The sequence below is a fragment of the Wohlfahrtiimonas populi genome, from assembly GCF_002006795.1.
GTDB lineage: Bacteria > Pseudomonadota > Gammaproteobacteria > Cardiobacteriales > Wohlfahrtiimonadaceae > Wohlfahrtiimonas > Wohlfahrtiimonas populi.
This window is the reverse complement of sequence record NZ_MVDN01000007.1, coordinates 1-26,880: the sequence shown is the minus strand read 5'-3', so window position 1 is coordinate 26,880 and position 26,880 is coordinate 1. Positions and strand designations below refer to the sequence as shown.

The window sequence follows — 26,880 nt, the reverse complement described above, 5'->3', positions numbered from 1 at the left end:
TTAAAATTCCTTTCTAACTTTCAAAGGTAAGCTCTGCAAACTTGCAGGCAACTTAGCCTTTCCTTGTTGAGCTTGTTCTTCATTGCCATAAGGACCAATATATGCGATCCAAATTTTAGAACCCTTCACTTCAATCTGAGTAAATTGAGCTTTACCTGGAATCGATCGACCTTTTAAAGTTCGCTCCAACTGCTCTTTTGATTGATGCCGTCCTAATTCTATCACATAATTATACACAGTTTTTTTATCGATATTATTATCAAGATCAACAGGCTCAATCTCTACTTTGGGAGTTTGAATCACAGGCTCTATATTCAAAGCTTCTGTCTCGCTATTATCAGATAATGTTGGGCCGATAAACAACTCAGACTCTGCAACTGCATTCATGGATAAACTCACTTGAGTATCATCGTGAATCGGTAAAATGACTTTAACAGGAATCACTTCTTTTTTAATGGGCACAGGATCTAACTCAGGTTCTTCTATAATCCTTGGTTCTAACACAATTTCTTTATGTATTTCTGTATTATTCGAATTATCTTGAAAGCATAAAAATACACCCATCATCGGCAAAGATAATACAGCAATAGCAATCCACCAAGCTTTATAAGATTTAGATTGATTAGTAGGATCTAAATATTGCTCTAATAGTTTAATCAAGCGCCCAGCATAGCCATAAGATAAGCCATTCAGATGATTCACTTCAGACATTGTGAGCTGTTTAGATTGATGAGTATAATGATAAATCTTGTCTATGAATTGCTTTGCCTGTGTGAGATTCATACCTTTCAAAGTAATCATCTCTGCGCTTATAAATAAACGGCGAATTTCCAAATGAATTGGCATTACACCCATAAAAACAACCAATGTCACCTGCTCTTTAAATGCAGGATTCTCATTCAATATATTCATGATGCCTGCAATCAACTCATACGACAAAGCCTCAACATCATCAATCAATATATAAAAGTGCTGTTTTTCTTTTAAGATAGATTCTAATGTCAATGTGAAATGATGTAGAAATTCGGGATCATTCAAATGCAGTAAATCTGAAGAGACTTCTACATTATGATAAAAAACTTCATTATCATTTCCACTGAGTGCAATTAAACTCGCGGTGACATCAAAAGATAAAGCAGATAATAATTCTGTGAGGATTCTACTTTTGCCAGATCCATTTGGACCTTGCACACAAATCAAGCTCACATCACGCTTCTGACATGAGCTGATTAAATCGGTTAAAACTTGATCATATGGAGAGATATCTATCCACGGTAATCGATCTAATTTCAAAAGTATTATTCATCCTTCATCATAGTCATAGTAAATGCTTCTTCGATATATTCCTTAGGAACATTACCCGTTACAATACCACGACCGATGTCAGATAATAAGATATAGCGAATATCTGTCGATGTATTTTTCTTATCAAGCAACATCGCTTCCCACATATCTTCAAATGAGAAATGTTGCTTCATAGTTGTTGGCAATAAGAATGCTTTCAAAGTCTCTTCAACTTCAATTTGCTGCTCTAAAGTCATCAAACCCATTTTAGTAGAAACAATTGCTGCCATTCTCACACCCACAGCAACAGCTTCACCATGTAGAATACCTTTGTATCCCATATTTTTTTCAATGGCATGACCAAAAGTATGACCTAAGTTCAATAAAGCACGATTACCTTGCTCAAACTCATCTTCCATCACAATTTNCACAGCAACAGCTTCACCATGTAGAATACCTTTGTATCCCATATTTTTTTCAATGGCATGACCAAAAGTATGACCTAAGTTCAATAAAGCACGATTACCTTGCTCAAACTCATCTTCCATCACAATTTCTTTTTTATTTTGGCAAGAACGAGCAATCAGCTCTTTAATAGCATTTTTATCACGCATTAAAATGGCATCTTTATGATCTTTCAACCAATAAAAGAAAGCTTGATCGCGAATCAAACCATATTTGATCACTTCAGCTAAACCACTGATGAATTCTCTTCTTGGCAACGTATCCAAAACATCCACATTAATAAACACAGCCTTAGGTTGATAGAATGTACCAATCATATTTTTTCCTAACGGATGATTGATCGCAGTTTTTCCACCAACTGAACTATCTACTTGCGCCAATAAGCTCGTTGGAAACTGAATAAAATCTATACCGCGCTGATAAATACTTGCAGCAAATCCAACTAAGTCACCAATTACGCCCCCCCCCAATGCAATTAAAGTTGCAGAGCGTGTATATTTTAATGTTAAGAGCTTTGTAATAATTTTTTGAAGTGAATCATTATTTTTAAAAATTTCACCATCATCCAATACTAATGTTTCCACGCGTTTATTTGGTAATAAGCCTGCAACATAATCCATATACAAAGGTGCAATTGTAGTATTTGAGACAATCAATACATTATCCCCTCGTACTTTTTCCTCCAAGCGATCTACAAATTGGTTTGTAGAGGAAATATAAATTGGGTAAGAACGGTCTTCTAATTCGATATCTATAACTTTCATAATCTATTTCTTTAAAGGTTTGCACCAATTGGGGAATATATTCATTGTGCCATTATACAAATTAACAAGTAAATCAGAGATCTCTTCGGGTGTTCTATTCTCTACTGACAAATGATAATGAGCAGAATTTAAATATAATGGTTTTCTTATATCATATATAGTTTGCATAGTCGCCAATGGATTCTCTGTTTGTAACAGTGGCCGGGTTTGATCGCCTTTAATTCTCTGAAAGATTTGTTCAGGCGATAAATCTAAAAACACCACGACACCACGCTCTTTTAATCGCTGGCGATTAACATCACGCAATATTGCGCCACCACCAGTGGACAATACAATTTTAGGCTGTATGGTTAAACCATCAATGGCTTCAGATTCTATATCACGAAAAATTTCTTCACCTAGTGTAGAAAAGATTGATGGAATGGATTGATTCATATTTTGCTCAATCCAAATATCGCTATCTAAAAATGCACATTGCAATTTCTCAGCCAATAAGCGTCCAATCGTTGTTTTACCAACACCCATTGGCCCTACTAAAAAAAAACTATTGATCATATTCATGATCAATAGTCTCTATGGTTTTACTACAAGAATCAACAGTTATTTAACAATATTTGGTGTTAGGAAAATAACCATTTCTGCTTTTCTATTTCTAACAGCCTTATTCTTAAACAAATTACCTACAAAAGGTAAATCACCAAAAAATGGTACTTTATTAATATCATCTTGTGAGTTCACAGTATATATTCCACCTAAAACCACAGTTTCACCATCTCTTACTATAGCCTGTGTTTTAATTTCGCGTTTTTGGGTAGAAATCTGATCATTCATAACTTCACCTGGGTCATCTTTCTTAATATTAATATCCATAATAATATTATCATCAGGAGTAATACTTGGTGTGACTCTAAGCTCCATCAAAACGTCTTTAAATTCTGTATTAGTACCACCATCGGTTGTCGTTGTTGTATATGCAATCTGAGAACCTTCATTGATATATGCTTCTTGGCGATCTGTTGTCATCAAAGTAGGACTTGCTAAAATCTCCCCTTTACCATTGACTTGCATTGCATTTATCTCCAAGCTAGCATTAAAACTACGGCGTAAAATACTTAACCCAATTGATCCTAAATTATTTGCTGGATCTATACCAATCCCACCACCCCACATACGAGAACCTGCAGGTTCATATTTACCACTTTCATCACCTACACCTGGATATTTTGAAGTATTCTGCCCTGAGGAAATACCATTTTTGAAACCATTCACCCCCCATTTAACACCTAAATCTCTGGAGAAATTATCAGTTGTAATCACAATTTGTGCTTTAATCACAACTTGGCGTAAAGGTTTATCTAAACGAGTAATTAATTCACGCACTATTTTCATTTGTTCTGGTGTATCGCGAACAATCAATAAATTTTGATTAGGATCTACAGTCAACGTACCATGTTGAGAAATACCTGTAGATTGATTACGGCGATTATCATCTGAACTAGCACCTTTTGCAGAAGAAAGAACTTCAGCAATATCAGGTGCTTTAGCATTATTAATTTGAATGATTTCGGTGATTAAATCAGGATCTAAAGTTCTAGCTTCACTTGCCGGCATAATATAGACAACATTGCCACTTTGTTGCTTAACTAGACCTTTAGAACGTAGAACCACATCTAAGGCTTGATCCCATGGCACATTTTGTAAGCGGATCGTGATTCTGCTATTCACACTATCACTCACTACTATATTTAAACCAGTAAAGTCTGCAATAATCTGCAAAATTGCTCGAACATCAATATCTTGGAAGTTAATGCTAATTAAATCACCTGTAAACTGATCTTTATCACCTAAGGCACTCTTAGATGTTTCTACCATCTGTTTTTTAGGCTTAACAACTAATTGATATTTAGAACCAATTTGTTGACTACTGTACTCATAATTAGATTGAGTGCGAATTTTCAAGCTTGCTGTACCATTATTATTCACAACTTCTAATGCAGAGACAGGAGTTGCAAAGTCTGTCACTTCGATACGTCTTACTTGTGCTGCACTCCAAGCCGAACCAGGTACTGAAAGTGTTAAACCTCGGGTTTGCTCGTCCACTAACTGTACTTGCGCTTTGTCATTTGGTAGGAATAATTCAACTACTCCAGCACCTTGAGAGTTACGGTAAAAACCCACATCTTTGGTTACAGGTTGTTGAACTTCAACATTTGAAATATTTGATTGTACTGCATTATCCCAAGCCTCTTGATTCGTAGTATAAGAATTGCCCGATGATAGTGTCACAATCACTTCATTGGCTTTACTATTAATAGAGTAAGTAGTATTAGATTTCAATTGCACTGTAGAACGTATTTTTTGATTTGCATAAAGGTTATTAATATCCTTCACAATATTATTATTGATAGTCCTATTTTTTAGGACTTGATTAAAACCTGTTGATGGAAAATCTACAACCAATAAATCTTTTTCTTTTAAATAAAATGATTTCGGAGCCACAATATTTTTATCAAAATGATAACGTAACTCTACATCACCATTTGCCAAGGTCACTGATTCTAATGCTGTTAAACGCTGTGCATTCGCAGCTGTCAACATGATACAAGATAAAGCTAAAGAGATTACCCCTAATTGATAGCCTTTCATGTGTGGTATTGATCTCATAAACATTCTCCAATTATTTTATTTTTAAATCTATTTTATTCGGTAAAACAATCCACGCATCAGGGTCTTCTCGATTTGTAGAGCCAAATTTTTCTTCAATCAGAACTGATTTCTCCGTGATTTCTGTCACCTTACCAAAGTCTCGACCAATATAATCACCTTTTTTGAGCATCATAATTTTATTTTGGCCAACATCAATTAAAGCGGCTGTTTCACCATCCATCAATGACATTACGCCAATCATTGATACACCACCAACTTCATATTTTTCAAATGGCCCTGGGCGATAACCTTTTGGTCGAGAGGGATCTTCTTTTAAACGAACTTTGGAATTAGAAACAATATTGAAATCACCATAATTAAACAAGCCTTTAAAAAAACCTGTCGCTACAAAAGGATCTCGGCCTTGTTGAAGGTAAAATAATGATGTATCACCCAAACTAATTTGATTTGCAACACTTTCTATTCTAATAGATTTAACCCGCTGAGCAACAGACTGTTTTGTTTCCATAACACGCTCCTCTACAGGCATAGAACGTTCAAATTGCTCAATACATCCCTGCAAAACAGCAACAGAAACCAATATACTTATAATCATCGTTTTATTCATTATTATGCTTCCTATGAATTATATCTATATGTTGCAATCATTGCAGAGAACGCCTGTCGACCAGAAGCACCGCAATCAAAAGTTGGAATCGTAACATTATTCACACTTTTCAATGATTCTAAGCTTTGAGGTAACTGATCCATCGGCACATAACTGTTGATACCAAAATTATCTAACGTGATGATACGTTCAATTTCAGATAAATTAGCCACAAATTGACCAATCTGATCATACGTTGCACATCCTTCAATCCTTACAGGAATTTCTGTATAAAACCCCTTAGAAACAGGCGATAATGGCATAGACTTTTTGACATCAATACCTGCTTGCAAAGCATTCATATTCAATTGTTCAATAAAATTAGCAGCATTCAAGTCTCTTGGTAATTTTTTTCTAACTTCTTCTAATAATTTATTCACTTGCTCGATTTCCACCAAATATCGATCTGCAAGTGCCTTAAATTCTAATTTAGCAGCCAATTCATTTAATTTTTGATCCTCACTATCTTTCTGCGCTTGATATTGAGCAGAAAAGTCAAAGTATTTAAATGCACCAAAAAATACAAGTAAAAATGTCGCTAGTGCACTCACTAAAAACACAACAGATTTAAGCCAAACGGGCTGTTTTGCTAAGTATTCAATTGTAAACAATTCATTGAAATCCATATTTATATTCATGATCTAGGCTCCTTTATCTTATTTGTATCTACTTCAACACTGTAAGAAACAACTCGATTACCATCCATCATCACCTCTTGATGAGGGGGAATAGGTGCAGGCCCGATATAATTATCTAAACTATCTAAATGAATTGCTAAAACGTCTCTATCTTTTGCTAATGCATTAAAACTAATTTTGTCTAATGTGAATGCTAATGAAATAATAAAAGCATCTTGAGGTGTCACTGAAGAGAATTTTTCCATTAAGCTTACTACCTCCGAACGCTGGGCAGATAGTTTTTGCAACACATCTAATTGTTGTTTCAAGCGTTCCGTTTGCTCTTTACGCTCATTCATTTGAGCCTCAACATTACCTAATTGAGTAAATTCAGCATTAATAATATCAATCCTAATTTGACGAGAATTAAGTTCTTCTTGTACTAAAAAGAGTAAGACTCCTGACAATAAGGCACCAATCAAACAGCTTAATACTAGAAAGCGCTTAACCTTATTCTCTTCTTGAATTTTGAGCTCTTCACGCCACGGTAATAAGTTTATTTTTACGATCATTATAACAATCCTCTTACTGCTAGACCGGCTGCGGTCGTTAAGCTATGGATACTTGCATCATTCAATTTAGAATACACTTTTGCATCAATATCAAATAATGCTTCTGGTGTTAAACTAATAACATCAATTCCACCCAACTGGGATTTAAATGCATTTTCAATTTCTTGATAGCATGCTGTTGCACCTACTATATACATAGCATGTGATGTAATTTGAGGGTTATTGGAAATATAAACATCAATTGCTGACTGCAATTGCATATTCATTTCAGACACAAACTGTTCAATACACTCATCAATATCACCTGATTGTGATAATTTTAATTTTTCAGCATCTGCTAAAGAAACCCCTTTTTTATCTGAAATAATCTGAGTTAAACGCTCACCGCCAATTGGCACTTCACGTACATAAACAGATTGATCACCTGTCACAACATTTAGACTCGATTGAAATAATCCAATATCAAAAATCATGATGGCATCATAGTCAGACATATTGCTAAATGTATCTTGTATATGCAAAAGATCTAACAATCCATAAATATTAATATCTACAGCATTCACTTTTACGCCTGCAATATCAGCACAAATTTCGCGTTGATTCACAAATTCTTTTTGTGCCGCTACAATCAAAATATCCGTGTGATCTTCAATCGTAATGGATGGTTTAATAGGGATAAAATCTATAAATACTTCTTCGGCAGAAAATGGAAAATATTGAGAAACGTTTGCCTCAATTGTCTTCCATAATTCATCAGTTTTTAATTTAGATTCCATAGGAACAGAACGAACCATTGCTGCAGATGTAGGGATAGCCATTGTTGCTTCTTTTGCACCACCAAAAGCAGCAATTGCCTTATTTAAGCTAATACCCGCAACATCAACTTCCATCGGTAAACCATCTTTCCAGTTACCTTCACAGTTAAAAACCAGTCCACGCGTCAGAATATAGTCTTTACCTTTTTTTTGTACTTCAGCTATTTTTATAGAATAAGATCCGATGTCTATTCCGATACATACGCCGGGCTTTTTAGCCATAATTATTATCCTCAATTAATTTTTATAGAATTAATCACGCAAGTTTACTAGTTGCGATTTATAAAATCAATTTTTAAATTTACACAACAAGCTCGTTAAACTCTTGAATTTCAATCCATTCTTTACGTTTTGTGCTCATTTTTTTATTCAACAAACGATCAAACACTTGATTTATATCAGTGTCATCTATGGTCAACTGCACCAAACGCCTAGTATCTTGCGCCATTGTAGTTTCACGTAATTGTATTGGATTCATTTCACCTAAGCCTTTAAATCGAGTCACCGAAATTGTTTTTTTACTATTACTATATTTTTTTATTGTTTCATTTTTTTCATACTCGTCTAAAGCATAATATATTTCTTTGCCAATATCTATACGATAAAGTGGTGGTACAGCAACAAAAATATGCCCTTCTTCCACCAATGGTCTAAAATGCCTTAAAAATAGAGCACATAATAGAGTTGCAATATGTAATCCATCTGAGTCAGCATCCGCTAGAATACAGACTTTCCCATAGCGCAACCCATCTAAATTTTCACTTGCTGGATCAACACCGATCGCAATTGAAATATCATTAATTTCTTGTGAAGATAAAATTTGATTGGAATCTACTTCCCAAGTATTCAAAATTTTTCCACGCAAAGCCATAATTGCCTGCACTTCTTTATCTCGTGCTTGCTTGGCTGATCCGCCCGCAGAATCCCCTTCCACCAGGAACAGTTCTGTTAAATTCACATCATTGCTGATGCAATCTGCCAATTTACCCGGTAACTTTGGTCCTTGTGAAATCTTTTTACGCACAACAGCTTTAGATGATTTCACACGAGCATTAGCATTTTCAATGATCAATGTGATAATTTCTAAACCTTCTTCCACATGTTTATTCAACCACAAAGTGAAGAAATCTTTGACTGCTGTTGCGACAATATTTGCGATATGACGAGAACTTAAACGCTCTTTTGTTTGGCTCGCAAACTGTGGTTCAACCATTTTGAGTGACAATAAAAAATTTAAATTCTGCATCACATCTTCTGGTGTAATCTTTAAATTTCTTGGCAATAAACTGCGTTGATCACAAAATTCACGAATGGATTCAGTTAAACCATTTTTCAAACCATTAACATGTGTTCCGCCTTGAGTTGTAGGGATTAAGTTCGCATAGCTTTCCATCATGGATGGCGAACCTTCTTTATTCCAAGCCACCCCCCAAGTGAACTCCTCTGTTTCTCCCGTAAATTCACCAATGATTGGCGCAACTGGTAAAATTTCTTCACCACTTAATTGATCTTCCACATATTCTGTAATACCACCCTGGAAATACCATTCTAAGTGAGCATCTTCAGAACCTTCTGGTGCATTTTCATCAATTAAAGTAATTTTCAAGCCCGCTGCCAATAATGCCTTAGCTTTTAACAGTGGGATTAATCGGCTTTTTGCAACTTTATCATGATCAAAATAAGAGCTATTTGCCCAGAATCTAACTTCTGTGCCCTGATCTTTTTTATTACTATGCGACTCTTTAGAAAGAGTTTCCACACAATCGCCGTTAGCAAAAGCAATCTTATATTGAAAACCTTGTTGAATCACAGTCACTTCTAAACGCTCAGACAAAGCATTCACAACTGACACACCAACACCATGCAAGCCACCAGAATAATGATAAACATCTTGGTTAAATTTACCACCGGCATGTAGCTTGGTTAAAATTAGTTCAACGCCACTCACACCATGTTCAGGATGAATATCCACTGGCATACCGCGGCCATTATCTCGAACACCATAAGAGCCATCTTTATATAAAGTGATGACAATATGATCAGCAAAGCCTGCTAGTGCTTCATCCACAGAGTTATCAATCACTTCTTGCAATAAGTGATTCGGCCTTGTCGTATCTGTATACATGCCTGGTCGTTTTTTAACAGGATCTAAGCCCGTTAAAACTTCAATGGAACTCGCGGTATATTTTTTCTCAGACATCGTAAACCTATTAATTAAATATTATTTTGCATTATTAGTCAGATCATAAACGTTTTGCACAACACGACGATATAGATCAATGGCTAAATATAATTCTGCTTGTATTTGTAACAATGGATCATCTTCTGATTCCAAATTTTCTTCAAAGCGCTCCAAAAACTTTAAGCGTTTAAAGATAAAATCGCCTGACATTGAGAATGACATTTGCTCATCATATTCCAACATCACTTTTGTCACTTGCCAGCCTTCTTTCAATGGATCTTGAACTTCTTTGGAATCCAATGCAACACCTTTGAATTTAGCATTACCACCTTCATCTTTGAGCTCTTTCAACTCAATTTCATCCAACATGGATAAAACATCAGATTGAATGCCATGCAATGCCCAATGAGTTAAAGCTGCATTCACAGAATTTTCTGGTGTTAATGGTACAATTGGTAAGCTACCCAATGTTTTACGCAAATGACTTGTCACCAATGATGCTTTCTTAGTAGAACTTGCATCCACAACTAACCAGTTTTTCTCTAAATCAATATAAGCCAAAATTGAATGACGATTCACCAAAGCATTTGGTAGCAATTCATTCGTAACCAATTCATGTAGCTCTTTCATTTCTGAACGGCTCACATGCTTTAAATCTTTCTCTTCAATTTTTTTATCCACAGCGGTTTTAACTGCAGAATTTGGCAATATTTTTTGCTCAATTCCTAAACGGAAAAATAATGCATTATTGATCTTTTCAACATATTGCTTACCTTCTTTAAAAACAGGTAACCAACCAATGCTTTCCATCTCTTGTGTTAAACATGCTGTGAGCGGTTTTTCTGATAATTTTTCTTCAACCGTTTCCAAAGTATCTTTGATTGGCTCTTCAAAACGATAAACCAATAAATTTTTAAAACTCATATTAATCCTTTAATTGATGAATTAATGGCAATAACTCTGCAAAATTATGAATAATATAATCTGGTGATTCATTTACAATCGGCTCACCATAGTTATAACCGTATGTTAATGCAATCGATGTAACACCTGCATTTTTTGCAGCTAAAATATCGTTTCGAGAATCGCCCACAAAAACAAATTCAGATTGCATTACACCCAATTCACCTAAAACTTTAAAGATTGGTGTCGGATGTGGCTTTATTTTTATAGAATCATTAGCACCCAACATCATCGCAAATAAATGACTAATTCCCAAATAATCCATTAAATCAGGGACAAACTTCGAAGGTTTATTGGTAATCAATACCAATTGATGCCCTTCTGAATATAATTGTTCTAATGTTTCTTTCACATCAGGAAATAAGGGACTACCTGATAATAATTCATCTTGATAACATTCGGACAATATAACCATTGCATTTTGACGATATTCAGCATCTTTTGGCGCATTTGCCCACAATAAGGCACGATCCAACAAAACTTCAATGCCATTACCAATCCAAGTCGTGACTAATGCTTTTCCTGGCTTTGGCAATCCTAAACGTTCACACATATTATCAACAGTATTTGCCAATCCTAATGCGCTATCCACCAACGTGCCATCTAAATCAAAACCAACAACTCTTATTGCCATTATATTATCCTAAATGATTAAAATTAATGAATATGCTTAATCTTTCTTCACCAATAAAGCCATAGATTCAACATGTGCTGTATGCGGGAACATATCCATCACACCAGCATCTGTGACTTCATAACCATATTGAACCAACTCTGCTAAATCACGCGCTAAAGTTGCAGGATGACATGAAACATACAAAATACGTTTCGGTGCCAATTTACCTAAATAAGCCATCATTTCTAATGCACCAGATCTCGGTGGATCTACTAAAATTGCGTCGTATTTTAATTGCATCCAATCAGCATTATCTTGATTTTGCGTTAAATCTGTACAATAAAACTCAACATTATCTAAACCATTACGTGCTGCATTTTTAGCAGCCCATTCTGTCAAGCTCTTATCACCTTCAACGCCGATTACAGAACCCGCTTCCAATGCTAATGGCAAAGTGAAGTTCCCTAAACCACAGAATAGATCTAAAACTTTTTCATCTTTTTGAATATTCAACAATTTCAAAGCTTGCGCAATCATCTGCTCATTGATCACAGGGTTCACTTGTGTGAAATGATATGGCTTAAATGCCATTGTTAAACGATCCATCAAACGATAATTTAATAGGTCTTCAGTATCTTCCACTTCACTTAACAAAAATGTAGATGCTTCATTTTTAGGTTGAAGATAAATCAAAATATTATGTTCAACACCAAACGCTTTCAATTTTGCTAAATCATCTTCTGTTGGTTCTTCTAACACACGGAAGCTCAATGCGACTTTGTCAGAACCAATCGCCAACTCAATTTGTGGAATTTTATCCAATAAAGTTAAGTTGCCAATCAACTCAGATAATTGTGGTAATAAATTACCTACGCGAGCTTCCAAAACTGGGCAACGATCCATATCTACAATGAATGGCGCAAATTTCTCACGAAAGCCAACTAACACTTTCTCTTTCTTCGCTACATACTTAACGCCTAATCGCCCTTTGAAACGATAACCTTCACTCGGTGAACGTAACGCTGGGATTTGATCATCCACATCAAAATTTAATTTTGCTTGTTTTCTTAAATTCGAAGCCAATTGTTTAGCTTTGAAATAAATCTGCTTTTCAGGATCTAAATGCTGTAATGAGCAGCCACCGCAAGTACCAAACGATTCACAAATTGGTTCCACACGATCATTAGAAGCTTTCACCACATCCACAGTTTTTGCTTCATCGTAGTCTTTGCGTGTTTTGACATATTGAGCCATGACAACTTCATCAGGTAAAGCACCATGCACAAACACAACTTTCCCATCCACATGAGCAACACCACGGCCATCATGTGTGATATCGGTAATTGCTACCTCAAATGGTTCTTGTGAAAATTTTTGTTTACGCTTTCCCATATGCTGCCCAAAATCCTAAAATTAAAAGAAGCGATCATACCACAAATCAGCTTTCTACTTCTTCTACATCTGAGATATCTGCAAACTGATAACGAATAGCTTTCTGCAAGTTTTCAGGTGCTATCTTGATTTGTGCACCGCGTTTACCTGCTGAAATAATGATGTATGGCAAATCTTTTGCTTTATCTGAGATAAAAGTTGGGAATGTTTTTTTCATTTTAATGGGAGAGCAACCACCACGAATATAGCCTGTTAATGATTCAATTTTTGCGACAGGAATCATCTCTATTTTTTTATGCCCACTGATTTTTGCAAGTTTCTTTAATGATAAATATTCATCACTCGGAATCACTGCGACCACAAAATCTTTATTATCACTATGAGTAACTAAAGTTTTAAATACAACTGATGCTGATTCACCGATCAACCCTGCCACTTCAACGCCACCTAGAACTTCATCACCAGCACAAGGATAACTTAAAGCTTCATATTCTAATTTCAACTGATCCAATGCGCGCATTGCATTGGTTTTATCAACTTTATCTTTAGCCATAACGATACCATTCAAGTGAATTAAACCATTTATTATAGCCAACAAAAAAGCCCCTTGCGGGGCATTTTCTATCTAAATTTTATTTTTTTATCTCTTTCAATGGTACAGCCACGAAATATGAATTTTGACCACGCTGTATCAATAAGCGCACAACTTCACCAGATTTCAACTGTGTAATTGCCTGATTAAAGTCGTCGACTGAATGAATATCTTGACCATTAATCTGAGAAATCACATCGCCACGCATAATTCCAACATCCGCTGAAGGACCTTCAGAAACCAAACTCACCACAACGCCTTTACGAATACTATCTTGTGGCATTGCATCTACAACCAAACCCAATAAGTTATTTGTTGCATCTTGTGATTGATTAGCTAACTGTTCGCCATCCATTGCTTTAATTTCAACTTTAATCGTTTGTTTTTTGCCATTGCGTAAAATTTCTAATTCAGCTTTTTCATTCACTTTAGCCCTGCTAACCAATACTGGTAATTCACTAGATTTCTCAATCGCTTTACCGTTGAATGACAAGATCAAATCACCCACTTTTAAATCAGATTGAGCAGCAGGTCCTTTCGGCATAATGCCTGAAATCAATGCACCTTGTGGTTTATCCAACTTAAAGGTTTTTGCTAAATCAGCACTCACATCTTGAATCTGAACACCCAACCAACCACGCACGACTTTGCCATTCGCTTTAATTTGATCCACAACATCCATTGCTAAATCAATCGGAATTGCAAAACTCACGCCAGCATAACTACCTGTACTTGTATAAATTTGTGAATTAATCCCAATCACTTCACCTTTTGTATTAAACAATGGACCACCTGAGTTACCAGGATTCACAGCGGCATCAGTTTGAATGAATGGCGTATAATTATCGCTTGGCAAATTACGCCCCAATGAGCTGATGATACCTTGTGTTGCGGTGTAATCTAATCCAAATGGTGAACCTACAGCCATTACCCATTGACCAACTTTTAAATCATTCACATCTGCAACTTTTACAGCAGGTAAACTTTTAGCATCAATCTGCAACACAGCAACATCTGAGCGATCATCCTTACCGATTAACTTTGCAGGTAATTCACGGCGATCAGACAACTGAACTAAAATCTCATCTGCCTTACCAACGACATGAGCATTTGTCACAATAATCCCATCTTTATCCACAATAAAGCCTGATCCTCCACCTTGAATCACCCTTTCACGAGGTTGAGATTGATGTTGCCTTTGACGAGGCTCACCAAAGAAAAATTGAAATGGATCATTATCATCAAAGAATGGAAAACCTTGCATACTCTGCACTTCTTCTTTGCCTTTCACCGTAATACTCACAACAGAGGATTTATTTTTTTCAAATAAATCACTCCAATCTGGCAATGTTTGCGCAGATACAATATTCACTAACATTAAAGAAGCAATCACACCGGATTGCACGCTTTTCACCCAAGTTGTTTTCATCTTATTTTGCTCCCTAATAATTTTAAAATCACATAATAATAATTGCGATTATTGTAGGTTTTTCAATGCAAAAGACTTCAGAAAATCGTAAATGTTGCGTAAATAGATGTCATTATTTTTAATGACTAAATAACTAATTGAATCAACCTTTTTACTTTATCTGAAATTAGTGTATAATTTTTGACTTGGTGTTTTTTGTAAATTAATTGCAAAAAACGTTTTATATTTTACTTTAATTAAATTGGGGTGATGTTTAATGCCTTCCGTCAAGATTCGTGATAATGAACCTTTTGACGTTGCTCTGCGTCGTTTTAAGCGTGCTTGTGAAAAAGCTGGCGTAATTGCAGACGTACGTGCACGTGAATTCTTTGAAAAACCAACCGCAGAGCGTAAGCGCAAGGCTGCCGCTGCTCAGAAACGCCATTACAAGCGTATCATGCGTGATTCAATTCATCGTAAACGCATGTACTAATAATTATTTATTGATAAATAATTAGCAACGTTTCTAAAAAAGCCTCATAATTATTTATGAGGCTTTTTTAATTCAGATTATTTGACATATCAGCTATTCTACTCTTCATCCATGATTGGCTCCTTTGTTGAGATCAACTTCTCTACAACTGACTAACACTTTTATTACTGCTAATTATACTCCGCTTTAGCAGCATTTTGCACCAAGCACACAGAGATTTATTTTTCTTTACATATCGTTGAAAAATTGACAGATTGATCAGAAAATATGCTAAAATGTGCGGTCTCAATTTTTTCATAACTATTCACTGAATAAGGACTTACTCAAGTGATCGAAAAATTACGCAATATTGCGATTATTGCCCATGTTGACCATGGCAAAACTACACTCGTAAACCAACTTCTTAAACAATCTGGAACGTTTGATCCTAGAGCACAAGTTGCTGATCGCGTTATGGATTCTGGCGCAATCGAAAAAGAACGCGGTATTACAATCCTAGCAAAAAATACTGCTATTAACTGGAACGATTACCGCATCAACATCGTTGATACTCCTGGACATGCTGACTTTGGTGGCGAAGTTGAACGTGTATTATCAATGGTTGACTCAGTACTATTATTGGTAGATGCAGTTGAAGGCCCAATGCCTCAAACTCGTTTCGTAACGCAAAAAGCATTTGCGATGGGCTTTAAACCAATCGTTGTGATCAACAAAATCGACCGTCCTGGTGCTCGTCCTGATTGGGTTCTAGACCAAACTTTCGATTTGTTTGACAAATTAGGTGCAACTGAAGAGCAATTAGACTTCCCTGTAATCTATGCTTCAGGCTTAAGCGGCTTTGCTGGCAATACACCTGATGTTCGCGATGGCGATATGACAGCTCTATTCGAAGCTGTAGTTAAACACGTTGCACCACCAAAAGTTGAAGTAGATGCACCATTCCAATTACAAGTTTCTTCATTAGACTACAACTCTTATGTTGGCTTGATTGGTGTTGGTCGTATTCAACGTGGTCAAATCAAAACTAACTCACAAGTAACAATCGTTGACCGTGAAGGCAAAAAGCGTAACGGTAAAATTCAAAAAATCTTAGGCTTCCACGGCTTAGATCGTATTGAATTTGAATCAGCACAAGCTGGCGACATTATCTGCTTCACAGGTATTGATCCATTATTTATCTCAGATACATTATGTGATCCAGCGACTCCAGAAGCATTGCCACCATTGACAGTTGATGAACCAACAGTTTCTATGTCAGTGCAAGTAAATACCTCTCCATTTGCTGGTAAAGAAGGTAAATTCGTTACTTCTCGCCAAATCAAAGAGCGTTTAGAAAAAGAATTATTGCACAACGTAGCATTGCGTGTTGAAGATACGGAAGATCCAGATCGATTCAAGATTTCTGGCCGTGGTGAACTTCATCTATCTATCTTAATCGAAACAATGCGCCGTGAAGGCTTTGAAGTAGCTGTTGGTCGTCCTGAAGTAATCTTCAGAGAAGAAAATGGCGTTAAACTTGAACCTTATGAAACTTTGACATTCGATATCGAAGAAGATCACCAAGGTAAAATCATGGAACAAATGGGTATTCGCTTCGGTGAATTAACCAACATGGTTCCAGATGGTAAAGGCCGTATTCGCATCGAATACATCATTCCATCACGTGGTTTAATCGGTTTCCAAACTGAGTTCATGACATTAACAAGCGGTACTGGTTTAATGTTCCATAACTTTGATCATTACGGTCCTTTTAAGAAAGGTGAAGTTGGTCAACGTTTGAATGGTGTATTGATCTCAATTGGTACTGGTAAAGCATCTGCTTACTCATTATTCAACTTGCAAGATCGTGGTCGTTTATTCATTGGTCATGCTGAAGAAGTATATGAAGGCCAATTGATTGGCATTCACTCACGTGATAATGACTTAACTGTTAACCCATTAAAAGCTAAGCAGTTAACAAACATGCGTGCATCTGGTACAGATGAAGCATTAACATTAACACCACCAATTCGTATGACATTGGAACAAGCGATCGAATTTATCGATGACGATGAATTAGTAGAAGTAACGCCAAAATCAATCCGTTTACGTAAAAAACACTTAACGGAAAATGATCGTAAGCGCTTCTCTCGTACAGCTAAAGATGCATAATTCGTAGCTTTTAAAGTTATTGAATACAAAAAAGCGATCTAAATAGATCGCTTTTTTATTATCCAAATGATTACAGCAGAATCACTAACTCTAATATCGCTCCATAAGAGCAATGTACATTGAATCAGCTCATCACCATCATAAGATATGCACCAAAAATCACTAAATGCGCAACACCATCCACCTGATTGGTACGACCACTTGCAAACGTTGCTTGGCATAACATAAAGATACCTACCAAGAGCATCATATCAACCATTTCTAAGCCCAATACAATCGTGTTATTGGTCAACACAGAAATGATCACAACCGCTGGCACTGTTAAAGAGATAGTCGCCAATACCGATCCAAAGTACATATTAATCGCACGCTGTAGATCATTTGCCAATACCGCACGAATTGCCCCCAATCCTTCTGGCGCAAAGATTAAAATCGCAACGATTAAACCTGTTAACGCTTGTGGTGCATTTAAGTTACCTAACAATGTCTCTAATGGCATTGAATCCACTTTAGTGATCGCAACCACTGAGATTAAATGAACGATCAACCAAACACCATGCCATAAATTAGATCTTGGCGAAGGCACACCCTCATGATCCTCATCCTGATCTTCATGCTCATAGATAAACAAGTTTTGGTGCGTTTTCGTTTGGATAATCAAAAATACCGCATACAAAGCTGCTGATAAAAATGCAACAACGAATAACTGCCCTGTTGAATAAGTACCTGATGGCAAAACGCTTGGCAAAATCAAAACGATAAAAACTAAAGGAATGATTGCTGTTAAGTACTGAGTAACACCAGCCAAGTTGACATGCTGAGTTCTGAACTTACGACCACCCAAAAGCAATGAAACACCCACAAAACCACTTGTCACTAACATGATCAATGAATATAAAGTATCGCGCATCAATGTTGCATAAGGACTAACACCGCCATTTTCTTCAGCAGAAATACCCGATGTCATCACTGCAGTAATCAAACTCACTTCTAAAATCACAACAGACAAACTGAGAATCAAAGAACCATAAGGTTCGCCCAATCTATGGGCAAAAACGTCCGCATGACGCACAACACTGAATGCACTATATAAAATTGCACCCAATGAAATTAGATTGATTAAAACTAAGAATGGCGTCGATGTTGTCTGTCGAAAAATCAAATCAAATACAATAACAACAACAGCTAAAATAACTGCATACTCTTTATGGCGAGTGCCATGGTGCTGTTCAACAATCGCTTCTTCTTTTTTAATCATGCGCTTTCTCCTATTTTATCAGTGCGCAATTATATAACAGCGCTTTTAATCTATAAATAGCTAATTTCAAAGATTGAGTTTTTTTTGTTTTTTATCTTATAAATTTTAAAAAATTATTATTTTTTTTGCGAGAAACCGCCATTTAGCAAGTTGGCAAATTTCCCTAATTCAATAAAAATCCCCTGTATTAACAGGGGATTGATAGATAATTCATTACAAATCAGTCTTAGGTAAATCCTAAAATGGGATATCATCATCAAAATCATCAAACGTTGGCGCAGCTTGTTGAGCAGGCTGCTGCTGAGTATTATTTCTTGGTTGTTGATAATTCTGATTTGAACCACCTTGATTACCATATGATTGCTGCGCCTGTTGCTGCTGGCCTTGATAACCATAATCTTGCGAACCACCAAAATCACCACTGTTATCATTGCCACCTTTACGGTCCAACATTTGCATTGTACCTTGCATATTCACAACGATTTCAGTTGTATAACGATCTTGACCAGATTGGTCAGCCCATTTACGTGTCTGCAATTGTCCTTCAATATAAACCAAAGAACCTTTCTTCAAATATTGACCAGCGATTTCAGCCAATTTTCCGAAAATTACAACACGATGCCATTCAGTTCTATCTTGTTGTTGTCCTGTATTTTTATCTTTCCAACTTTCTGATGTTGCAATTGTAATATTCGCAACAGCATTTCCGTTAGGCATATACTTTACTTCAGGATCTCTACCTAAATGACCTAATAAAATAACCTTATTAATTCCGCGTGCCATAATTATTCCTTACTTAAAAACTGATAGTCACTATACTAGATTTCCACAAAAATCTCATCATAGCGGTTTATTTTACTTCAAAATAACCAACACCCAATGCACCTAATCTTTTTTTCACCGCTTCTACTTCTTGCTGAGTAAAACCACCAATACGTACACGATAAATATCTTGTTGCGACTGCTTTTTACCTTGTAATATTTTTGCAGTAAAACCATATTTAGCTAAAAAAGCCTGATGTTTTTCTGCATCTTTTCGTGCAGTAAAACTGCCTACTTGCAAACTGATATTACCAGTAGTTTTTACTTCTGGCTTAACAACAGGTTTAGCTGGCTCAGATGGTCGTTGATGGCTACTTTCCAAAACCAAAGGTGCAATAGCAAAATCATTATGTTGAGCTTGTTTAGTTAGTGCAACTGACTGAGACATACTTTCCAAGCTGATTTTTGGTGGCTCATGAATATTATCCAAAGGAATACCACCAAAACGCTCTTCTTCACCTAAAATTAGAGAACGTTCTTCTAACTGAGTATAAAAATTATATTCTTTAGCACCTTTAAAATCTTCATCAGATAAAGGCTTCACAACTCTTTTAGGATGTGTATCTTTAGCATTAACAACAGGTTTATCAACCTTTTTAACAGGCTCATCCTTCCCTTTATTACTAAAATAAGAGATAACACCAGAAACACCCAGCCCTAAAAACAAAATCACAACAGCAATTGTCGTGATTCTATTTTTCTTTGAGTTAGGATGTTTCTTTGCAAAAGGGTTATTTTGTTTTTTTGCTTGGAAATATTTCTTTGCCATAAAGCCTATAAATTACATTTTATTAGGCGCAGATAATCCTAATAAAGCTAAACCATTTGCGATGACTTGCTTCGCTGAAGCCAATAAATATAACTTCGCATCTTGCAATGTTGCATCGCCCGTTAAAATACGAATTGCCTTACCATCTTCATCTTTAGCATTATAGTAACTATGTACTGATCCTGCCAATTCTTGTAAATATGCTGCGATTAAATGTGGTGCATTATTGTTATTTGCAGAGATTACCATTTCAGGGAAACGAGAAATCACACGCATGACATCATAATCCAAATGACTATCTAAACGCGCAACATTTGCTTTTGCTGCTTCTACATTAAATTCTGCTGTTTTACTACGCTCATCCAATAAAGAACAGATACGTGCATGCGCATATTGAATGTAATACACAGGATTTTCTGATGATTGGCTACGCGCTAAATCAATATCGAATTGTAATTGTGAATCTGGTTTACGTGCAACCAAGAAATAACGTGTTGCATCTTTACCCACTTCATCAATCAAATCATGCAAAGTTACATAACTACCTGCACGCTTAGAGATTTTAACTTCTTGACCATCACGCATAACCAAAACCATTTGGTGCAATACATAATCAGGCCAGCCTTTTGGAATACCTGCATTTAATGCCTGAAGCCCTGCTCTTACACGCGCAATTGTGCCATGGTGATCAGCACCTTGCTCATTCACAACACGCTTAAAACCACGCTCCCACTTATTACGGTGATATGCTAGATCAGGTACAAAGTAAGTATAACCACCTTCTTTTTTGCGCATCACGCGATCTTTATCATCACCAAAATCAGTAGTTCTTAACCAAAGAGCGCCTTCCTCTTCATAAGTGAAGCCATTTTTAGTTAAAGTTTCCACAACATTATCTACAGAACCATCTTTATACACAGAAGATTCTAAGAAGAAGTTATCAAATTTAACATCAAATGCTTGAAGATCTAAATCTTGCTCATGACGCAAATATGCAACAGCAAACTCACGAATATTCTCTAGATCATTTGCATCACCTGAAGCCACAATACTACGATCATCTGCAATCACAGTTTTCTTTGCTAAGAAATCATTAGCAATCTCAATAATGTAATCACCACGATAACCATCTGCTGGCCATGAAGCATCATCAGGCGCTACGCCATCAATACGAGATTTCACAGACAATGTTAAATTGTCGATCTGCGCACCAGCATCATTGTAATAAAATTCTTTTGTTACATCATAGCCATTCGCAGCCATGATTCTCGCTAAAGAATCACCCACCGCAGCACCACGACCATGACCAACATGCAAAGGCCCAGTTGGGTTTGCCGAAACAAACTCAACCTGTACTTTCATGCCATTAGCTGAATCATTGTGACCATATTTATCTTGTTGAAGCATCACATCATTCAGTTCATTGTAGTAAGCGTCCTTACTCAATGTGAAGTTCATAAAACCAGCACCTGCGATTTCAACTTTTTCAATCAACGGATTGTTTGGCAATGCCGCAATTAATTTCTCTGCAATTTGTCGTGGTGAACTTTTCAATTCACGTGCCAACATCATCGCTAAGTTGCTTGCAAAGTCACCGTGCGCTACATCACGTGTACGCTCGATGCTTGATGTAATTTTATCGGTTGGGATATTTAAATTTTCATTGCTGTTCAAAGTTTGAACAGCACCATTTAAAGCTGATTCTATGATATTTTTCATTGATTTTTAAAACTTAATACTGATTGAACTTAGACAAAAGACCTTGCATTTTCTCATCCAAATTCTTTGGAGTAGATTCTGTTTTAGTTTCTTGGCGAACTTGAGGCGCTTTCGCTTCCTTCTTCACAAAAGGTTTATCACCTTGTGGCTTTCTTTGTTTTGGCTTAGCAGTTCTTGCTTGCTGTTTTTTCTCAGCAAACTGAGCTTTCTTTTCAGATAAACGCTGAGCTTTTTCAGGTTTATTTTTTGCCAACCACGCTTCAATTTTCGCAACTTCTTCTTTTGCTGCATCTTTTTGCTCTTGTGGAATCTCTTCTGCTTGAGAACCATCCAAGTTCAAACGATGCGTTGCATATAATAATGCATTTTGATAGCGCAATTGACGAGTATAGTTAAACATTGCCGCACGCAATGTCATCGAGTTGAATCCCCATTCAGCCACAATTGGTTGCAATACTTTATGCATACCAATCGCTAAAGGCACAGCACGGCCTTGACCTGCTTTAGGAAATACATTGGGATACTCAACTGACAAACGTGCCAACAATTCATTAGCAGCTTGCTGCTTCTGTTTCATCTTCTCACGTTTAGATTGAGCTTGATTATCAACCGTTTCAGTAGTTGGCTCGATTGTTTCAGTTGTATCCAATAAGTTCTGTTTTTCTTCTGTCATGACATTAAGCAATTGTAAAATATAATAAAAAATAGATTAAAAAAGGCGTCGTCACGCCTAAAGGTAGTCATTTTATAGCATATAAAAAATAATTGCATTACTATTCCTTAATTCCTAGTATAATTAGCACCATTTATTTCATTAATATTCTTATAAAAGAAGGATTTTGTATGGCACGTAAAAAGCTTTCGGTCTTATTGCCTCTATCATTACTATGCTTCTCTTCCTTTGCAATGATCGGAAATGCACAAACTGCTCGTTACACAGATCAAGTTGCTTTAGTTGTTGATTCACATGCGATCACTCGTCAAGAATTCAATTCAGCATTGGCGCAAGCACGTGCAGAATTTCGTGGTTCTGGCTTAAGCGATCAAGCAATTCAAGATGAAACAGTTAAAATGTTAGCTATCAGCAAAATCATGGAAAACTTTGCGCAAAATATGGGCATTAATATTCCAGATTCAGCAGTTGATGAAGCTATTCGTGATATCGCTTCTAGAAACCGCGCAACAGTTGCTGACTTAAGAGAGTATTTACAGTATCAAGGTATTCCATTTAGCCAGTTTAAAGAAAATATCCGCAAGCAAATGATGTCTGCTGAATTACGCAATCAATTAATGCGTACAGTTCGCGTGACAAATGATGAAGTGGATATTTATATGCGCTCTGATGAGTTCCAAAAACTCAAAAAAGAATTAGCTCAAAGCAAAACACCTAACGTAAAAGTTCGCCATATTTTGATTCGTGTGGATAATGACGTAACTGAAAAAGAAGCAAAATTACGAATTGATCGTTTACATGAACGTTTAGCAATTGGCGAAGGCTTTGATGATATTGCGAAAGCGCAATCACAAGATCCAGTCTCAGCAGCAAATGGTGGCGAAATTGGTTGGGTTGCACCAGGTCAATTAGTACCAGAATTTGAAAAAGTGATGTTAAACTTAAAAGTTGGTGAAACAAGTAAACCTGTTCGCACACCTTTTGGTTATCACATCATTCGTGTTGAAGATAAAAAATTAGGTTTGCCTGATGAATCGCAAATCAAAAACATTGCTCGCGATTATTACTACCGTAAGAAAGCAAGCCAGCAGTACAGCATTTGGCAAGATAAAATGCTAGCAGACGTATACATTGAGAGACGCTAATAATAGTGATGAATGAATATTTACAACTCGTGCGCCAACACCAGGCGCGCAAACGTTTTGGTCAAAACTTCTTAATTGACTATCCTTTAATTATCAAATTATTCCAGAGCATTCATGCTCAGCCTAATGATCGTATGATCGAAATTGGCCCAGGTTTAGGTGCATTAACTCGCCCTATTTTAGCCAATATTAAGGAATTAACAGTGATCGAATTGGATCGTGATTTAATTCCAATTTTGTCATCTTTAGAAAATTTAACCATTGTTCACCAAGATGTTTTAACAGTGGATTTTCATTCATTAAAAATTGATGATCGTAAGTTAAGAATCGTAGGAAACTTGCCTTATAACATCTCTACGCCAATTATTTTTCATTTACTAGCTGTTGCTGATATCATCAAAGATATGCATTTTATGCTACAAAAAGAAGTGATTGATCGTATGGCAGCGACGCCAGATGATAGTGAATATGGTAGATTATCAGTAATGGTTCAGCGCTATTGCCAAGTCATTCCTTTATTGACTATTCCGCCAACAGCTTTCAACCCTGCGCCAAAAGTCACAAGCCAGTTTGTTCGTTTAGTACCTTACGAAACAGATCCTTATGGCATTGAATCAGATGAAACATTCTTTGAAGTGGTTAAATGTGCTTTCTCAATGAAGCGTAAGACGTTACGTAATACATTGAAGCCGTTATTCACCCAAGAAGAAATTGAATCTTGTGGTATAGATTCTTCTTTACGTGCAGAAAAATTATCAATTGCAGAGTTTACAGCTTTAGCCAATCAGCTATTCGCAAAACGACAATCATAGAGGATGAAACTGTATGGATGAAAAAATATTAGGTGTTGTTGATTTAGGCTCTAATAGTTTTCATTTAGCCATCGTTCAAGAAGATAATGGTCGATTAGTTGTGATCGACCGCATGAAAAGTATGGTGCAGCTTGCTTATGGCTTAACAGAAGATAAGCAACTGCTACCTGAAGCACGAGAAAAAGCACTGAATTGCCTAGCACAATTTGGCGAGCGCTTAGCAGAAATTGATCGCCATAACGTTCGCGTTGTGGGTACAAATACGTTAAGACAATTAAAAGATAAATCCTTCATTCGTGAAGCTGAGAAAGCTTTGGGTGTACCGATCGAGATCATTTCTGGTCGTGAAGAAGCACGTTTAATTTATTTAGGTGTGATCCAATATGTTGATCTCCATGATCAATTAGCATTAGTCATTGATATTGGCGGCGGTAGTACAGAATTAGTACTCGGTGATAAAGATAAAATTCTCCGAGCAAGCAGCCTGGAAATTGGCTGTGTGCGCTTATCTAAACAGTTTTTTCATGATGATAAAATCTCAAAAAAACAAGTTCATAGTGCATCCCTTTATCTAGAAAATGAACTATTACCTTTCAATAGCAATTTAACCACGGAACCTTGCCAATATTTTGGTGCATCAGGCACGATTAAAACTTTGCGTGAAATGATCTTACAAGAGAATTTTGGTGAAGATAACATCACACTAGATGCTCTGAAAAAACTCCTCAAAATTTTACTCTCTTTAGGTACAGTTCGAGCTGTCGAAAGACGTTTTGACTTAACAACAGAAAGAGCTCGTGTAATTTGTGGCGGTCTATTGATTCTCAAAGCTGTGATGGAAAAATTCCACATCAATGATATTCAAGCGGTAGATACTGCACTGCGTGAAGGTATAATTTTAGATCTACTTGGTCGCATTCACAAAGAAGATATGCGTGACTTGACCATTGAAAGCTTAGTGCATCGCTTTGGTGCCAATATTGAACAAGCCAAACGAGTAGAAGTTACCTCTCTCTATATGGCTGAGAAAATCAATTTAAATACAGAATTACTGACGGATCCTAAGCGTTATTTAAGTTGGGCTTCATTACTACATGAAATTGGCTTAGCCATTTCTTATCATCGTCATTATAAACACAGTGCATACTTAATTGAACATGCTGATTTAGATGGCTTCAGTAGAACAGATCAAAAGATCATTGCTGCGATTTTATATAATCATAAACGACGTTTCAATTTAGATGATTTTGAATATTTACCAGACTTTGTTGTACCTTTAACGTTAATTTTACGATTATCCGTATTATTACATCGTAGTAGAGAGCCACAACCAATGCCTGAGTTTGATTTTACTTACGAGAAAAAAGAAATCACACTAACTTTTCCAAAAGGCTGGATTGAAGAGCATCCACTCATTCAACAAGATTTAGAATTAGAACGTGAGTGGCTAGAAGAGTTTAAACTCAATATCAACTGGCAATAATATTAGTCACAATCTATATGTAATTTGTGTTTACCACATTGTGCACATTGAAATAAATAACCAACAACATGAGCATCCTTAGAAATATTATTCAACATTTCTAAGGAATAACTTTGCCCTGATTCAATGAGCTCTTCTTTAATTTCATTATAAAAAGGCTGGATTAAATTTATATCCGCATATCCTAAAAAAACACAAGGTTCGTTACAATGAGACAGCCATTCACCTTGCTGCCAACTATGATATCCAGACATTTTTAAACATATCTCATCTAATAATTCAGATTGAATAGTTGGCTCTGGATCATCAGGATTTGGAGAGACACCTTCAATACCACAATAATCATTAAATTCACCATTATATTTCTCAGCGGCTGAACCATCAGCAATGCACCAAGGGCAAATATATTCAGGATCTTCTATACTATAAAAAGGTCCTTCATATCTTAAACTTCTTTCCTGTAGGCAGATAGAGCATTCACCCTGCTATTCTTCGAATAAATCTAATTCATATACGTTTGGATGATATTTAAAATGAGGTAATTTCATAGATTTCTCTGAGATTATTTTATA

The 26,880-nt window shown here is 36.2% G+C and carries 24 protein-coding genes and 1 pseudogene; 5 read left to right on the top strand and 20 right to left on the bottom strand.

From position 1 onward, the window contains the following. From BZK16_RS08865 to BZK16_RS08800, 14 genes are all read right to left on the bottom strand, one after another. Positions 1–1,293, bottom strand: coding sequence for an ATP-binding protein (locus tag BZK16_RS08865; protein WP_077928539.1), 1,293 nt, complete (start codon positions 1,291–1,293; stop codon positions 1–3). Positions 1,294–1,298: 5 nt separating this feature from the next. Continuing rightward, on the bottom strand, positions 1,299–2,513 hold the full coding sequence (gene aroB, locus BZK16_RS08860; RefSeq protein WP_158076837.1) for a 3-dehydroquinate synthase: 1,215 nt from the start codon (positions 2,511–2,513) through the stop codon (positions 1,299–1,301). A gap of 3 nt (positions 2,514–2,516) precedes the next feature. Further along, the gene (locus BZK16_RS08855) at positions 2,517–3,068 is read right to left on the bottom strand and encodes a shikimate kinase (protein ID WP_233145251.1); all 552 of its coding nucleotides are present in this window, start codon (positions 3,066–3,068) and stop codon (positions 2,517–2,519) included. Between the two features lie 45 nt (positions 3,069–3,113). After that, the gene (gene pilQ, locus BZK16_RS08850) at positions 3,114–5,177 is read right to left on the bottom strand and encodes a type IV pilus secretin PilQ (protein WP_077928537.1); all 2,064 of its coding nucleotides are present in this window, start codon (positions 5,175–5,177) and stop codon (positions 3,114–3,116) included. A gap of 13 nt (positions 5,178–5,190) precedes the next feature. Next, a complete protein-coding gene (locus tag BZK16_RS08845) occupies positions 5,191–5,787 on the bottom strand; it encodes a pilus assembly protein PilP (RefSeq protein ID WP_077928536.1) in 597 nt (198 codons plus the stop codon). 11 nt (positions 5,788–5,798) lie between these two features. After that, entirely contained in the window at positions 5,799–6,464 is a 666-nt protein-coding gene (locus BZK16_RS08840; RefSeq protein ID WP_077928535.1) for a type IV pilus inner membrane component PilO, read from the bottom strand. Beyond that, positions 6,461–7,015, bottom strand: coding sequence for a PilN domain-containing protein (locus BZK16_RS08835; RefSeq protein WP_077928534.1), 555 nt, complete (start codon positions 7,013–7,015; stop codon positions 6,461–6,463). Before BZK16_RS08835 ends, BZK16_RS08840 begins: the two co-directional genes overlap by 4 nt. Then, positions 7,015–8,052: a type IV pilus assembly protein PilM gene (gene pilM, locus BZK16_RS08830; RefSeq protein WP_077928533.1), complete on the bottom strand. Its 1,038-nt coding sequence runs from the start codon at positions 8,050–8,052 to the stop codon at positions 7,015–7,017. The genes BZK16_RS08835 and pilM overlap by 1 nt, the downstream gene beginning before the upstream one ends. Positions 8,053–8,131: 79 nt before the next feature. Then, positions 8,132–10,030: a DNA topoisomerase IV subunit B gene (gene parE, locus BZK16_RS08825; protein ID WP_077928532.1), complete on the bottom strand. Its 1,899-nt coding sequence runs from the start codon at positions 10,028–10,030 to the stop codon at positions 8,132–8,134. Between the two features lie 21 nt (positions 10,031–10,051). Then, positions 10,052–10,936, bottom strand: coding sequence for a recombination-associated protein RdgC (locus BZK16_RS08820; protein WP_077928531.1), 885 nt, complete (start codon positions 10,934–10,936; stop codon positions 10,052–10,054). A gap of 1 nt (position 10,937) precedes the next feature. After that, on the bottom strand, positions 10,938–11,609 hold the full coding sequence (locus tag BZK16_RS08815; protein ID WP_077928530.1) for a phosphoglycolate phosphatase: 672 nt from the start codon (positions 11,607–11,609) through the stop codon (positions 10,938–10,940). A gap of 36 nt (positions 11,610–11,645) precedes the next feature. After that, positions 11,646–12,983: a 23S rRNA (uracil(1939)-C(5))-methyltransferase RlmD gene (gene rlmD / locus BZK16_RS08810; RefSeq protein WP_077928529.1), complete on the bottom strand. Its 1,338-nt coding sequence runs from the start codon at positions 12,981–12,983 to the stop codon at positions 11,646–11,648. A 46-nt stretch (positions 12,984–13,029) separates the two neighbouring features. Continuing rightward, the gene (gene ybaK / locus BZK16_RS08805) at positions 13,030–13,581 is read right to left on the bottom strand and encodes a Cys-tRNA(Pro) deacylase (RefSeq protein ID WP_332881393.1); all 552 of its coding nucleotides are present in this window, start codon (positions 13,579–13,581) and stop codon (positions 13,030–13,032) included. 34 nt (positions 13,582–13,615) lie between these two features. Continuing rightward, the gene (locus tag BZK16_RS08800) at positions 13,616–15,004 is read right to left on the bottom strand and encodes a DegQ family serine endoprotease (protein ID WP_077928527.1); all 1,389 of its coding nucleotides are present in this window, start codon (positions 15,002–15,004) and stop codon (positions 13,616–13,618) included. Between the two features lie 256 nt (positions 15,005–15,260). Here BZK16_RS08800 and rpsU point away from each other — a divergent pair, with 256 nt between their 5' ends. Further along, positions 15,261–15,476: a 30S ribosomal protein S21 gene (gene rpsU / locus BZK16_RS08795; RefSeq protein ID WP_077928526.1), complete on the top strand. Its 216-nt coding sequence runs from the start codon at positions 15,261–15,263 to the stop codon at positions 15,474–15,476. Between the two features lie 327 nt (positions 15,477–15,803). Further along, entirely contained in the window at positions 15,804–17,627 is a 1,824-nt protein-coding gene (gene typA / locus BZK16_RS08790) for a translational GTPase TypA (RefSeq protein WP_077928525.1), read from the top strand. A gap of 124 nt (positions 17,628–17,751) precedes the next feature. Here the strand turns inward: typA and BZK16_RS08785 are convergent, their stop codons facing one another. From BZK16_RS08785 to BZK16_RS08765, 5 genes are all read right to left on the bottom strand, one after another. Then, entirely contained in the window at positions 17,752–18,885 is a 1,134-nt protein-coding gene (locus BZK16_RS08785; protein WP_077928524.1) for a sodium-potassium/proton antiporter ChaA, read from the bottom strand. Positions 18,886–19,122: 237 nt separating this feature from the next. Then, complete coding sequence (gene ssb / locus BZK16_RS08780) at positions 19,123–19,668, bottom strand: single-stranded DNA-binding protein (RefSeq protein ID WP_077928523.1); 546 nt, start codon at positions 19,666–19,668, stop codon at positions 19,123–19,125. Positions 19,669–19,735: 67 nt separating this feature from the next. Beyond that, positions 19,736–20,476 carry an SPOR domain-containing protein gene (locus BZK16_RS08775; RefSeq protein WP_077928522.1) on the bottom strand — a complete coding sequence of 247 codons (741 nt, stop codon included), beginning with the start codon at positions 20,474–20,476 and terminating at the stop codon, positions 19,736–19,738. 12 nt (positions 20,477–20,488) lie between these two features. Then, complete coding sequence (gene argS, locus BZK16_RS08770) at positions 20,489–22,195, bottom strand: arginine--tRNA ligase (RefSeq protein WP_077928521.1); 1,707 nt, start codon at positions 22,193–22,195, stop codon at positions 20,489–20,491. 13 nt (positions 22,196–22,208) lie between these two features. Continuing rightward, positions 22,209–22,868 carry a ProQ/FinO family protein gene (locus BZK16_RS08765; RefSeq protein ID WP_077928520.1) on the bottom strand — a complete coding sequence of 220 codons (660 nt, stop codon included), beginning with the start codon at positions 22,866–22,868 and terminating at the stop codon, positions 22,209–22,211. A 170-nt stretch (positions 22,869–23,038) separates the two neighbouring features. Here BZK16_RS08765 and BZK16_RS08760 point away from each other — a divergent pair, with 170 nt between their 5' ends. The 3 genes from BZK16_RS08760 to BZK16_RS08750 are packed head-to-tail and all read left to right on the top strand — an operon-like array spanning position 23,039 to position 26,308. Further along, positions 23,039–24,013, top strand: a complete 975-nt coding sequence (locus BZK16_RS08760) for a peptidylprolyl isomerase (protein ID WP_077928519.1) — start codon at positions 23,039–23,041, stop codon at positions 24,011–24,013. 8 nt (positions 24,014–24,021) lie between these two features. Continuing rightward, positions 24,022–24,825 carry a 16S rRNA (adenine(1518)-N(6)/adenine(1519)-N(6))-dimethyltransferase RsmA gene (rsmA, locus tag BZK16_RS08755; protein ID WP_198932448.1) on the top strand — a complete coding sequence of 268 codons (804 nt, stop codon included), beginning with the start codon at positions 24,022–24,024 and terminating at the stop codon, positions 24,823–24,825. A gap of 13 nt (positions 24,826–24,838) precedes the next feature. Further along, entirely contained in the window at positions 24,839–26,308 is a 1,470-nt protein-coding gene (locus BZK16_RS08750) for a Ppx/GppA phosphatase family protein (RefSeq protein ID WP_077928517.1), read from the top strand. Between the two features lie 2 nt (positions 26,309–26,310). On the opposite strand, the pseudogene BZK16_RS08745 reads toward BZK16_RS08750, so the two are convergent. Beyond that, a pseudogene (locus tag BZK16_RS08745) lies at positions 26,311–26,856 on the bottom strand (CbrC family protein). Positions 26,857–26,880: the final 24 nt, after the last annotated feature.